Annotated in this window: 8 protein-coding genes; 2 read left to right on the top strand and 6 right to left on the bottom strand. The window is 38.8% G+C overall.

The window, feature by feature from the left end; translation table 11 throughout:
* The first annotated feature begins 120 nt into the window (after positions 1–120).
* A complete protein-coding gene (locus M2419_RS04210) occupies positions 121–927 on the top strand; it encodes a DUF6896 domain-containing protein (protein ID WP_259254308.1) in 807 nt (268 codons plus the stop codon).
* Between the two features lie 100 nt (positions 928–1,027).
* On the top strand, positions 1,028–1,741 hold the full coding sequence (locus M2419_RS04215) for an AAA family ATPase (protein ID WP_259254309.1): 714 nt from the start codon (positions 1,028–1,030) through the stop codon (positions 1,739–1,741).
* A gap of 74 nt (positions 1,742–1,815) precedes the next feature.
* Here M2419_RS04215 and M2419_RS04220 read toward each other — a convergent pair whose 3' ends face one another.
* The 6 genes from M2419_RS04220 to M2419_RS04245 all read right to left on the bottom strand — a co-directional run bounded on the left by M2419_RS04220 (position 1,816) and on the right by M2419_RS04245 (position 13,237).
* Positions 1,816–4,338, bottom strand: a complete 2,523-nt coding sequence (locus M2419_RS04220; RefSeq protein ID WP_259254310.1) for a glycoside hydrolase family 2 TIM barrel-domain containing protein — start codon at positions 4,336–4,338, stop codon at positions 1,816–1,818.
* 127 nt (positions 4,339–4,465) lie between these two features.
* Positions 4,466–5,968: an alpha-L-fucosidase gene (locus tag M2419_RS04225; protein ID WP_259254311.1), complete on the bottom strand. Its 1,503-nt coding sequence runs from the start codon at positions 5,966–5,968 to the stop codon at positions 4,466–4,468.
* An 85-nt stretch (positions 5,969–6,053) separates the two neighbouring features.
* Positions 6,054–8,045 carry a RagB/SusD family nutrient uptake outer membrane protein gene (locus M2419_RS04230; protein WP_259254312.1) on the bottom strand — a complete coding sequence of 664 codons (1,992 nt, stop codon included), beginning with the start codon at positions 8,043–8,045 and terminating at the stop codon, positions 6,054–6,056.
* 10 nt (positions 8,046–8,055) lie between these two features.
* A complete protein-coding gene (locus M2419_RS04235; RefSeq protein ID WP_259254313.1) occupies positions 8,056–11,562 on the bottom strand; it encodes a TonB-dependent receptor in 3,507 nt (1,168 codons plus the stop codon).
* A gap of 84 nt (positions 11,563–11,646) precedes the next feature.
* Positions 11,647–12,627: a FecR family protein gene (locus M2419_RS04240; protein ID WP_259254314.1), complete on the bottom strand. Its 981-nt coding sequence runs from the start codon at positions 12,625–12,627 to the stop codon at positions 11,647–11,649.
* Between the two features lie 73 nt (positions 12,628–12,700).
* Positions 12,701–13,237, bottom strand: coding sequence for an RNA polymerase sigma-70 factor (locus M2419_RS04245; RefSeq protein ID WP_259254315.1), 537 nt, complete (start codon positions 13,235–13,237; stop codon positions 12,701–12,703).
* Positions 13,238–13,514 lie beyond the last annotated feature (277 nt).

The following is a 13,514-nucleotide window of genomic DNA, read 5'->3' on the forward strand; positions in this document are numbered from 1 at the left end:
ATCTTTTATGGGAAACGATAATAATAAAAGAAAAGGTATCATTAAAAGAAGTAGTTTTCTCCATGTAAACTTGGGTGATCAGAAAAATAACCACAACTGATATATTTAAAATGAATTGCGTTGGATAGAACAACACATACAATCACTATTAAATCAATTGACCAAATTCCGACAGTCGATGAAATTAAATCCATTTCAAGAGAAGTGGCCTTAAAGATTATTTTTGAAGGAAAGACGAATAAACAGCGAGAACAAGTCGGACAATATCTCGAATATGCACTTTCTGGTTTTCAGGTCTTGATCCATACTATCGAACCCGAACTTAACATTGTAAAACTAATTACCGATAAAGAAATTGAAGATCATCAAGACTTTTTTGAGCAATGTGCAAAAGATTACGGGCATCTAGGTGGACAACTCGTGTTTATGTTGGTTGACAAACTTGATTTAAATTTAAATAAGGATTTTCCACTAGATACGTTTAACGAGTTAAAACAAGACGATCGACAGATAGGAACAGTTGGTGAATGGAGATATTTCGTCCATGGTTTTCACTGCGGTTTTCAACATTTGACAACGAAACAATGTATTGAAGTTCCTCTTACCTTCGGACTCGAGTTTGGAGATTTAGATCCATATTTTTTCATGAAGTTTATCCGGTCTTCACCAGACTACAGGCGTCTGCCAATTCCCTTATTTGATGAATATGCCGACGGATTAAGAATAATAAAAAAAATGACCTCATTAGGAAAATTTGAAGAGATTCAATCTAATGTTCCTGGCCACACTGGCATTGCCGTCACAGATAGGGAGAAAGTTAAGATTAAATCCGATTTGGATTTAGAAAAAATATTCGTAAAACATATTGAGGAAATTAAAAAGAAACCCAAATTCAACCTTTGGAAATTTCTTGGCCTAAAAAGATGAGCCTGGCGACAACGGTCTTTCATCTGCAGATTTACAATAATTATGACAGAATTGCTGCCTTATGATAATCTCCGTTTCATCAATAATACTAAATAATAACATGATTTATATTAGCCAAATCCGAAATAAAAAAAAGCTGGAAGACCACGATCATTATCCGTATAATATCCCGTCATTGTCAACACTGGATGAACTAAGATTTCGAAATCCTGTGACCTTCATCGTCGGAGAAAATGGGATCGGAAAATCCACCCTTGTAGAGGCAATAGCTATCAATGCAGGTTTCAATCCGGAAGGTGGAAGCCGCAATTTTAATTTTAGTACCATGGATTCCCATTCCGTTTTATTTGAAGCTATTCAGGTAATACGAACGGCATATCGCAACAGAGATGGCTATTTTCTCAGGGCTGAAAGTTTTTACAATGTCGCTACTGCTGTAGATCAATATGGGGCTCAGGACTCCTATGGTGGATCGCTACACGAACGTTCTCATGGTGAAAGCTTTCTATCGTTATTACATCATCGCCTAAACGGAAACGGACTCTATATTTTTGATGAGCCAGAATCAGCACTGTCTATCATAAGCCAGCTAAACATGCTGAGCCGAATAAGAGAACTTGTAGAACTGAGATCGCAATTTATTATTGCAACACACTCCCCCATCCTGATGGCCTATCCCGAAGCAGACATCTATCAGGTATCTGAAAATGGAATAAAGCTGATTGCATACCAGGATACCGAACAATACAAATTGATGAAGTATTTTATGAATAACCACGAACGAATGCTATCCGAATTGGGATTCGATTTGTAAATCAAAAAAATGGAAGACAAAAATAAATGCAAAGGAGACTGTAAACTGAACTGTGTCAGACTTAGCATCATATTTTACCTCGCTATTATTTTGACACTTGCTTTCTTCAATCCCTTTCCCTCTACCTCAGCTATAATATCCCCCGCAGACTCTCTGCTCTCAACAAGAAAAACCAATTGACCGTTAAAGCACTTCATGACGGGTTTCTGAAATGATTCCAAACTTGTTGGATCTCCATTCGCCACAGCCTTAAATGCCCCCTGCCCTTTTACCTTGAATTTTAATTCTCGGTCTTCGCTTGTCACTATATTCCCCTGTTTATCAACGAGCGTAGCTGTGATAAAAGCAATGTCTTTTCCATTTGCTTTCAATTGTTTCCGGTCCACTTCTAAACGTATAGTATATAGCTTACCTGCAGTCTTTACACTATCTCTTGCAGCTATATTCCCTAAAGAATCATAGGCAATTACTGAAACCGTGCCCGGTTCGTATTTAGTATTCATCCACATCAAACGATAGCGCTTCTGACGCATAAAATCATTTTGTGCTTTTTTATCCTTAGATTTTTCCAAAGTAACATCAAAATCTTTCCTTTTAACTCCTTGACTTTTTCCATTGATAAAAATTTCCGCTGCAGGGTAATCTGTATAAACAAAAATTGGCGTTTTCTGTCCTTCGCGTCCCTTCCAATTCCAATGAGGAAGAATATGAAGTGTATGCGATTCCTGGTTCCAATGGCTTCGATAAAGATAATATCTATCTTTAGGAATACCGACAAGGTCTACAATACCGAACAAAGAACTATGACTTGGCCAATCTGTATAGTAGGGTGTCGGTTCGCCCAAATAATCGAACCCTGTCCAGACAAATTCACCTATTGCATAAGGTAAATCATCATGCTGGATAAAGTTATCTTCAGGCAAATCCGACCATGAACAATGCTCTACATCATAACTCGAGGCCTGATGGTCGTCATATTTTGCCATTGATTTTCGTTCGACGGGAAATTTATAAACACCTCTAGAACTCAAAGTGGACGCAGTTTCTGTACCAAGAATCAACTGCTGTTGCAACTTTTCATACGCTTCGGGGTATTTAAATGGGCGATAATTAAAGCCTGCCACATCCATCGTTGAGGCAAAGCTACTATTTATGACCGCATCAGGGTTGTCCATCCCCTGGGTAACAGGGCGAGATGGATCCTCACGATGGCAAATATCTTGCAGATACCGCGCCACCTTTGATCCATCAGGACTTCCTTGTTCGGGTACTTCATTTCCAATACACCACATCACAACGCTTGGATTATTGCGGTAATGCCGTATCAGATTGACAAGATCTTTTTCGGCCCAATCGTTAAAATATTGATTGTACCCATTCTTCATTTTGGGAATTTTCCATTCATCAAAACTTTCCGCCATTAGCATAATTCCCATTTCGTCACAGGCTTGTACCAGTTCCGGCGCCGGCATATTATGAGAGGTGCGAATAGCATTAACGCCCATATCTTTCATTATTCGCAACTGCCGCCTAATAGCGGCCTCATTCACAGCTGCTCCCAACGGCCCTAAATCATGATGCAAACACACTCCTTTAAATACGGTCAGCTTTCCATTCAAATAAAACCCCCTATTTGGTACCAGAGCAATGCTTCTGATTCCAAATACTGTTTGATATTTATCGATTAATTTGCCGTTCTGATAGAGCTTGCTGACAGCCTTATATAAATTGGGGGATTGCAATTCCCATAATTGTGGTTTATCAACGAACAATTCCTGCTGGATCTGGTAGTTGCCAATTCGATCATTCTTCTTCGCCACAATCTGTCCATCGCTGTCTATAAGAATAGTCTCTAAGGAAAGAGAATCTTTCGACAGATCTATACCAACTAAATCAGTCCAAACCTGAATTCGAGCGAAATCCTTTGTGATCTCAGGTGTCGTAATATAGGTGCCCCAATTGGCAATACTTGTTTTTTCAGTGATCTCCAATCGAACATTTCGATATAATCCTGCGCCAGGATACCAGCGGGATGACTCAGACTTATTTTCTAATCTTACGGCTACCAAATTTTTACCCGGACTCACATACTCGGAAATATCAAAATAAAAACTATTATAGCCATAAGGCCAATTGCCGACCTTTTTCCCATTAACAAAAACGACAGCATTGCTCATAGCACCATCAAACTGTAAAACCGTGCGCTTATTTTGAACGTTTTGTGGCAATTCAAATTCTTTACGATACCAACCAACGCCAACAAACGGAAGTCCACCAGTCCGACCTGCATGTTCCAATGCTTCCTTTTGTCCATCTTGGGCAATAGCCATATGCTGCTTATCATTGTTGGCACTAAACGGGCCATAAATTGCCCAATCATGCGGAATTCGAACAGTCTGCCATGCGCTTGTAATCAATCCGAGATCAGAAAAGTTTGGCTGATCATTTTTTGTAAATTTCCATCCATCCTCCAGCAAGGTTACTATTCGTTCCTGTGCAAATAAAGTATTGGGTCCAATAGATATTATTGCACACAGTATAAATTTCAGTCCTAGGGTTGAAAAAATGAATAAATAAGATTTAGATTCTTTTTGCATCTATAGCATTTTAAGGTTGAGTTTGTTCAAAAAAACGATTTAAAGATCCGAAAATACAACTTATGTATAACATAATAAAATTATTCAGGTCTTTTGTAATTGGATTTAAAACTGAAATTATGGTTTGCTATTCAAATACTCCTCTTTCATTGAAATAGAGCCCCAACTGTTCTATCTGCGGATTTAGACGAGATTGTAAAATGTTGATTCTTATCTTCTGGGCAATAACTGTTGGAAAAGCTAATAGACGTTTGTTACCGATCGTAGTACCTTTCGACACTTCTTTCCAGACTCCATCTTGCCATACTTCCAAATTAAATCGCTCGACACGTTGCCCTAAAGCGATGGTTTCCTGTAAGGAGAGAACGTTGAACGCGGTTGCTTTAGGTAGGATATATTCAAAAGTTGCTGTGCTGATTTTTTCATCTTTCGTCGTCCAGAATGGCATTTTTTTCCATTTTTTCAAAACGAGGCCTGCAGTCTGGAGTTTGGCTTTGCTTAAAAGATTTTTCGAAAACAATGCTGTGCGCCAGTCATTCCACTTTTTTAGATTTGCAGCATCTACCGAATGAACCAATCCGGCTGCTGTTGGTGGAATATTAAGCAACAAGACACCATTTTTTCCCACCGAATTAAAGTAAATATCCATCAACTTCCCAGGGCTTTTGACTTTGTTATCCTCTTCCTCGTGATAGAACCATCCCGGGCGTATAGAAACATCAGTTTCCGCTGGGTACCATACCAGCCCTTTTGCTTCTTTGATCGTTTCTCGGCTCCCAAGATCTTTATTACGCATATCTCCGGCCGGTTTAATATTCATCTGTTGTTGCGATCCCGCAGCAATATGATTTTGCGCTAGGTTACTAGCAGGTACAACTGACCATTCTGTATCCCGACCATAGCCCGTTTCTGTACCAACCCATCTCACATCGGGTCCCATTACTGCGATAACGGCCTCAGGTTGTTTTTCTCGTATAACCTGATAATAACGATTCCAATCGTATTCCTGCTTTTTACCGTTAGGTCCCTCTCCATTAGCACCATCAAACCAAACTTCATCAATCTGACCATATTGGGTCAGTAATTCGCTCAATTGGGCAACAAAAAAATCGTTATAAGCTTCTGACCCATAAGAAGCTTCATGTCGATCCCAAGGGGAAAGATATACGCCCAACTTCATACCATATTTTTTACAGGCGGCAGCAAGTTCGCCAAAGACATCTCCTTTTCCCTTTTTGTAAGGAGAATTTTTAACCGAATAGTCTGTTGTATTCGTTTGCCAGAGACAGAACCCATCGTGATGCTTCGCGGTAAGAATCAAAAGTTTAATTCCACCTTCCTTTGCTGTCCTAACCCATTGTTCTGCATCTAATTGTGTCGGGTTAAATAATTTTGGATCGTCTTTCCCTTCACCCCATTCCTTATTTGTGAAGGTATTGATCCCGAAATGGAGAAATCCGGTCACTTCCAGCTTTTGCCAATCAAGCTGTCTTTGGGTCGGTATCACGTTGGCTGCCTTGGTTACAATAGCAGATTCTGATTCTCCGGGTTGTAAGGCAATCATATTTTGAGCCGAAGCGTCAAATACCGCTGCCAATAATAGTAAAGTAATGATATTAATTTTCTTCATTTTATATCTATATGACGAAAATAAGATAGCCGGAATAATCTCCGAACTATCTTATCTTCAAAATTTTCGTAAAGGTTCCGACCAATTATTGATTGGCCCCCTGATTGGCGACTAAAGGCCAATTCGGGTTTTGATAAATAATTGAACCAGCTGGGCTACCATCTGTTGAAGTAATGCTCAAATGACTTATTGCAATAGGAGACAAATAATGGGCACTGGTCCAACTATAGCCATTTAGAACAAGATTGTTAGCCGAAAGATTAATCCGATAGGGTCTTAAATATTGGCTTTCCTGTGGTGAAGACACATTTGCGGTTTTTCCTGCTGTACCGGGTACGATTAAAGTAGAGACGCCCTTATATTTGTACCAGTCTTGCATAGGCCCCCACAGCCTCATCCCTTCAATAATGTATGGATTGTTTGCTAGCTGATCAAGTGCCCGCCAACGCCTAAGATCATTAAATCTAAATCCCTCGGCAACGAGTTCCAAACGGCGCTCCCTTCTAATATTATAAAGAAGTTTGTCGGAAAGTAATTGTCCGGCTGAATATGCAGCGAAGTCACCTTGAGCTTCCTTTTGCATGTCCGTCGCATTTACGGTTGCCATAAAATCTGTATTCACACCTGCTCTTTCTCTGATTTTTGTCCAGTAACTATTCGCTTTTGCATCGATCACTCCCTTTGCAAGATAACTTGCTTCAATATAATTTAAATAAGCCTCAACGGCACGAAAGATAATTGAGCCTGTGGTACCAGTCTGCCCCTCAGCTTGAGCAAAAAGATAACTCATTCCTTTTTTCACGGCATAACCTGTCACGTACCTTGTTTCGGCTAGTCCGATAATATCTGGTCTCGGCTCTGTCTGTACAGCACCTGTCGAAGAAGTCTGGTTGGTATAACTCAATTCACCAGGTGCTTTCATAAAGAGCTGTAAGCGATTATCCCGATTTTTTTTGACTAGGCTGATGGAATCGTCACCGGCATACCCAGCGTTAGAAGCATAAATAGGCAGTCCATTTTTCATGGTGAAATTTTCCACAAGACCTCTTGAATATCCAGAATTTCCGCCATTACGGTTCATGTAGTGATTTACAGCATGCGTAATTCCTAAAGGCATTGAATAACTCCGCCATAAAAGGACTTCACTGTAACCGTTTAGATTTTCATCACCAAACATTTTAAAATAGGGATTTGAAGATGAATTATAGCCATCATCCTTTGTATTTCCGACAAGTTCCACAGCATCGGCTACCTGAGCAGCTGCTGTCATCGACTGCTCTAAGAAATAATTGATCTCATTATCGATATTGATTGAAAAATTTGGGTGCGATTTTGCACCGGGCCAGCCAGTTCCACCAGGGACGAAAGCAGTTCCTTTGTGGTATTTTAGCCAAGAGCCTTCAAATAATCCTACACGAGATTTAAAAAGTAAAGCTGCCTTTTTTGAAATACGGTTTTTCCCATCCGGAGCAACATCGTTCAGCAGTGTAATTGCTGAATCCAAATCAGAAAGAATAAATCTAACCACCATATTTCTAGGTTGTCGAATGGAAGCAGCCGTCAGCTCCTCCATATTATCTTTAAGTGTATTTCTGATGATCGGAAAATCACCCAGCGCCTGTACTTTATTAAAATATTCATACGCTCTCAAAAAATAAGCTTCTCCCACATAATGGGTTATATTTGCTGAATTGCCCGTTAACTTACCGTTCTTCCATTTTGGAAGTACCTGTTCGAGAAAATAGTTCAGCTGCCTAATCTGAGTAAAATCCCATTCGCCGCCCGAACTCGGCACACGCCATTCTCCCGGAACCCAACGAGTCGAATAACTTGAAGTCACCTGGTTATCGGTACCATTATCGTTCGCAAATGTACCGAGCCCCCAGCCAGAATGGGATGGAAAGGCATAACGCCCAACAGTATATGCGGCTAAATCAGCTTCTGTATTTAAATATTCTTGTGGCGTTACATTGGATAAGGGTTCTCTGTCCAGATACTTGTTACAGGAATGCAAAGTGAACAACACGGTCATCGATAACAACCAAGAAATTGTAGAAAAATAATATGTCGTTTTCATATATATCGGTTTAAAAATTCAAGTTAAGGCCAAAAGAATAAGTCGTCGAAAATGGATATGTCTTTCCATCATTCCACCCGCCGAGTCCAACGGTTTCTGGATCAAAAACCTTAGCCATTTTGGTAAAAGTCAACAAATTCTCACCTGATGCATAAATACGAATTTTGGAAAATCCTATCTTGGCCAATAGTTGTGGAGAAAACGTATATCCAAATTGAGCATTCTTTAAACGTAAATAAGCGGCGCTCTGCAAATATTTAGTTTGTGTTTGCTGATTTTTTGAGGTGTTAAAATAAGGTCTTGGTAAATAGGAATCTTTATTAACACCTAAAACACCGTTCTGTACCATCGTGGAATTCTCATCGCGGTAGAAGTCCATATTCTCAACAAATCCAGCGGACTGCCACATGCCACCATTCGCTCCCCAAAAATAGGGGCCATTGGGCATATAATCGCGTTTTCCAACACCTTGCAAGAAAATCCCTAAATCGAATCCGCTATAATTGAAATTTAAATCAAAACTATAACGATAGCGTGAGGCCGAATTTCCTATAATTGCCAGATCCCCTGGGTTCGCCAATGTATTGGCTCCATTATTAACCTGGCCGTCTCCGTTGAGATCAGCATACATAATGTCCCCAGCTTGCCAGTTTGTCCCGAAAGACTGTTTGGCATTAGCGAGGTGTGCAGCCATTTCTTCTGCGCTCTGTGCTATTCCTAAAGTTCGATATCCCCAGATCTCTCCATTCTTCCGGCCATCATACCAAGTACTCAACGTGCCTGTAGGATTAGGATATTTGGTGACTGTCTGACGGTCGTCGGCAAGGACAGCTCGTGCGCTATAATTCAGTTTACCGATATGATCTTTCCAATTTAACTCAATTTCAAATCCTTTGGAATTCATCTCGGCATTGTTTAAACGTGGTACAGCTGTACCCAAAATAACAGGAAGTTCTGGTGCTGGTCCTATCATATCAAATGTATTCCGACGATAGACTTCAAGAGATAAGCCTAAACGATTGGAAAGTGCCCGCAAATCCATCCCCACATTCCAGCTTGATACACGCTCCCAGGTCAAAGTAGAGGCAATAAGCCCTGGTGCACTGGCGGTATTTGTTTTTTGTCCATTCAAAAGCCAGGTACCATTAGCTATATTTACTGGCATTGTTGCATAAAAAGGATACCAATTGTCCGTATATTGGTTTCCCAACTCGCCATAGGAACCACGCAACTTAAACATGGAAACATGCTCCTTAATAGGCCAAAATGACTCATTCGCTATATTCCATCCAGCGGAAACGGAGGGGAAGAGATTCCAGCGCAAGTCTCTTGGAAAACGTGAGGAACCGTCGTATCGTCCGTTAGCCTCAAAAAGATACCTATCTTTGTAGCTATAGTTTAATCGTCCAAAAAAACCAGCAGTAGCCCAATGTTGGTAGCCCCCAGAAGCCCTTGGATTGGTGGTGGCAGTATTCAATGTAGGTACATTATCTGTGATCAGATCGCTCATGCTTCCATTAAGATCTCTATACTTATTGAGCTCTGAATTGAATCCAGCCAAAATTTTGAAATGATGATCATCGTTGATGTCAAAGGAATAATCTGAAAAGAAATTTGTACTGAAATATTCGTCTTTGCGATTGTATTCAGACACATTGGTATACCCCGCAGCATTGTATCCTACTGCAAGGAGGAACGGGTTTCCTTTTGCATCATTTGAATAAGCTTTCAAAATTTCAGCATGATCATTTTGACTCGTAATGCGATAATTGACATTTCCTGTTATATTCCAGTTTTTGATTGGCTGATAATGTAATTGTAGCTGCTGATAAAGAAAATCTTTCTGAAATTTTGAACGTCCTCCTTGCTGCAGCTGCAAGATTTCACTTGGTTCGGAATAATTTCCATTTGGGTCGTACAAAGGTATCGTAGGCCATCTTCTCGCTATATTATGATAATATAGATCATTCATATGGCTTGCTTTTTCGTAGTCTTCACGTACAAAACGCGTATTGTACATCAGGTCCACCTTATCGCTAATCTTTGCATTGATTTTCGTAGCTATCGAATATCGTTGAAAATTGTCATTAGCAAATCTGTTCAAACCATTTTGATCCATGTAATTCGCAGAACTATAAAAATTTAGCTTTTCAGTACCGCCATTCAAACTGAGCGTATGTTCATGGGAAGTTGTAAAGTCCCGATAAAACTCCTTAAACCAGTTTGTATTCCCATTAGATCCTGTATAGTATTGAAATCTGTCACTAGCATTTGGGGTAGTCGTCGTTTCTATTTCTCCTTTCTGATAAGCATCAATTCGTTCCAATACCTCCTGCGAAAATTTTGCACCCTCACCATCGTTTGCTGCGACTTCATTGAAATAATAAGCAAATGTTTTGGAATCTAACATCGTGGGTAGTCCTCTTGGCTTGCCCAGTCTTATATTATTGTTATAATTTGCAGTTATCTTCCCCGATTTTCCAGATTTTGTTGTAATGAGGATAACTCCAAAAGGTGCCCTGGACCCGTAAATAGCGGAAGCTGCTGCATCTTTAAGTACTGTGATATTTTCAATATCCTGAGGATTAAGCGCATTCATATTGCCCTCCATCCCATCAATTAAAACCAAAACTGATGAACTTGACCCCACCCCTATCGTTCCTGCTCCACGAATATTGACGCTTAAATTTTGATTTAGCTCACCGCCCAGTCCAGTTGTCTGTAAATTCAACCCGGGGATCATGCCCTGTAGGGCCTGTCCAACATTCTGTACAGGTCTTGACTCTAACTCTTTACCGTCAAGAGAAGAAACCGCACCAGTCAAATTTGCCTTCTTTTGTGTTCCGTAACCCACTACGACAACTTCTTCCAAGGCTCTATCCTGACTGGCCATTGTCAACAGCATGGGGGTGCGACTCGCGTTTTCACTTAAAGAAGCATACCCCACATAGGAAAAATCCAAAATGGATTTTTCATTTGCTACTTTTAAAGTAAATGTTCCGTCTTCTGCTGTCAATACAGTATTTGAGGTACCTCTTTCTGTCACAGTCACACCCGCAATTGGTTTTCCCGATGCATTTAAAACTGTACCTTTAACCTCTATCTTTTCTGATTTTTGATTTGGGATATTTTTTAAACTAGTCCTTTCCTGTGGTTTAACAATAATAGTCTTGCCTTCAATCACAAAATCTAGATTCTGCTCCGTGAGCGCTTTTTTCAACACTAACTTCAAATCCAATTTGGAACCAGAATAAGAGATTAATTTTTTGTTTTGCAAAATATCAGAATCATAAATAATCTGATATCCTGTTTGTTTACGTATCTCTTTTAGTACTTCTGTTAAAGTTGCATTTTTTAGATTGAGGTTTAACTCTTGTGCCTTGGCCAAGGGAAGGCTTTGGAGAGCTATTAAACCAAGGATAGTCCCTATTCTTGAAGAGCGCTTTAGAAAAGTTAAAGCAGATTTGTCCCGAACAAACCAAAATTTGTTTTTTCTCAGGTGAAATTCTTTATTCATATTTTTAGGTTTTATTGTAAAAGGGGTATTATCCCCATTCTTACAATAAAGAGTCTCCCAAACGCTATTACCCTAAAAACTTTTTTAAAAAATTATTTCATGATCTTTTAACGTGATGTTCAAATTGCCTGATTTTTTTATGAGATCCAAAATCTCGGAAAAAGAGCGATCTCTTTTAAGAAAAAGTGTAAAATTCCGATTAGGAACTTTGTTGGGATCAAAATGAATTGGATAGATATTAGCAAGATCTGAGAGAATATAGCGCAAGCTTTTATTTTCATAATACAAATTACCATCTTTCCACGACATATAATCTTCGGTTATAGCAATTGTTTTATCAATAGATCCTTGATCATCCAGCATGGCCATCTCTCCAGGAATAAGCAACTTGTTTTTTCCTGATTTAATACTTTTTAAAGCTATACTTCCTTCCGTTAATACAGTTTGCTCGGCTCCTTCACGAGACAAAACATTAAACTTTGTACCTAAAACAGCTATCCGCTGTTTATCTGTCAGAACAATAAACCCCTGTTTAATATCAGCCTGCTGTCTCTTAGCAACCTCAAAAAAGGCTTCCCCTTTTAAAGTTAAAATCCGATTTTTTAAAAAATCGCCTTTGTAACTCAGCTCAGAATTAGAATTGAGAAATACTGTTGTTCCATCTTTTAACAAAACCTTATACAATCCACCAACCCCAACGCGCAGTACAACATCATCAAATTCGGAGGTTGATGATTCTATCTGTTCAATAATCAACATATCTTTCTTTTTACTGACTTTGAAAGGTTTGTTTTCATTATTCTCCCATTCAGAAAGGGACATGAGCCTTGACCCTGAGATTGTGATATCGCCAGCTGTAATATCCGCATAAATATGCTCAGATTTTTTGGGGAAGATATTAATGGAACGAGAATAAAAAATGTATAAGCTAGCAGAACAAATAGATAAAACAAAAAATAGGATAGCCCCATTCAACAAACGCTTTTTACGTTTCTTTCTACTAATCGTTGTTAGAATACGATCAAAAGTCTTTTTTTTTATATCTTCTCTATCGTTTAGGGGCATATGCTTATAATACGGATGAACTTGAAAGATTTTAATTTGTTAATATGACAAAATAACGAAAAGGTGAATATAATTATAAGGCTTTTCGTAATTTATTCAAGACTTTTGATATATGATATTCGACAGATTTAATGCTAAGGTTCATTTTTTTGGCGATTTGTTTGTAGGATAAATCATCTTCGCGACTCATGATAAATATTGCTCTTGTTTTGGTAGGAAGTCTCGCTAGTAAGCCATCAAGCTGTTCAGAGAGTTCTTTATACGAAAGCTCATCATGCTCAATCGCTATATCTAACAACAGGTGTTCCTCTAATTCATTTAACCTACGTAATTTCCCCAGCAGTTTAAAACATCTGTTTTTCGTACAAATGAATAAATAATCTTTTAACGATGACTGGATGTTTAATCGTTTATGACGTGCCCACAATTCGGTAAAGACATCATGTAAAACATCTTGTGCTAGCGATTCTTCCTTCATTAATCGTAAAGCAAAGTTATAGAGGCCATCCCAGTAAAAATTATAAACTAGGGAAAATGCTTGCATATCTCCGTCTTTTAGACAGCGCAAAATTTTGTGCTCTACTTGACTTTCCACTTGATTCGATTCCATATCGGTAATTAAAATGTTCTTCAATGGTTAGCAGCTGTTTAAGATTAATTGGTTAGATTAAGAAAAAACGCCAACAATATTATGTATTACATAAATACAATATTAATATTTTTTTATAAATGTATAAAATGATATATAAAATTTTTAAATAAAAAAATTAGGCCAAATTTTGCTTTGGACTCGAAATCATATTGCCTTTTTATCACCTTGCTATAGCGCTATGTTTATTTCATTGAAGGATCTAAAACTGGATGAGAAGCAGCAAAGTTGGGGATCA

The organism is Sphingobacterium sp. BIGb0116 (assembly GCF_024808035.1).
GTDB lineage: Bacteria > Bacteroidota > Bacteroidia > Sphingobacteriales > Sphingobacteriaceae > Sphingobacterium > Sphingobacterium paramultivorum.

Excerpts from the sequence above, each read along its gene's own strand:
- M2419_RS04215 (WP_259254309.1), top strand. The coding sequence starts at position 1,028 with ATGATTTATATTAGCCAAATCCGAAATAAAAAAAAGCTGGAAGACCAC.
- M2419_RS04220 (WP_259254310.1), bottom strand. The coding sequence starts at position 4,338 with ATGCAAAAAGAATCTAAATCTTATTTATTCATTTTTTCAACCCTAGGA.
- M2419_RS04225 (WP_259254311.1), bottom strand. The coding sequence starts at position 5,968 with ATGAAGAAAATTAATATCATTACTTTACTATTATTGGCAGCGGTATTT.
- M2419_RS04230 (WP_259254312.1), bottom strand. The coding sequence starts at position 8,045 with ATGAAAACGACATATTATTTTTCTACAATTTCTTGGTTGTTATCGATG.
- M2419_RS04235 (WP_259254313.1), bottom strand. The coding sequence starts at position 11,562 with ATGAATAAAGAATTTCACCTGAGAAAAAACAAATTTTGGTTTGTTCGG.
- M2419_RS04240 (WP_259254314.1), bottom strand. The coding sequence starts at position 12,627 with ATGCCCCTAAACGATAGAGAAGATATAAAAAAAAAGACTTTTGATCGT.
- M2419_RS04245 (WP_259254315.1), bottom strand. The coding sequence starts at position 13,237 with ATGGAATCGAATCAAGTGGAAAGTCAAGTAGAGCACAAAATTTTGCGC.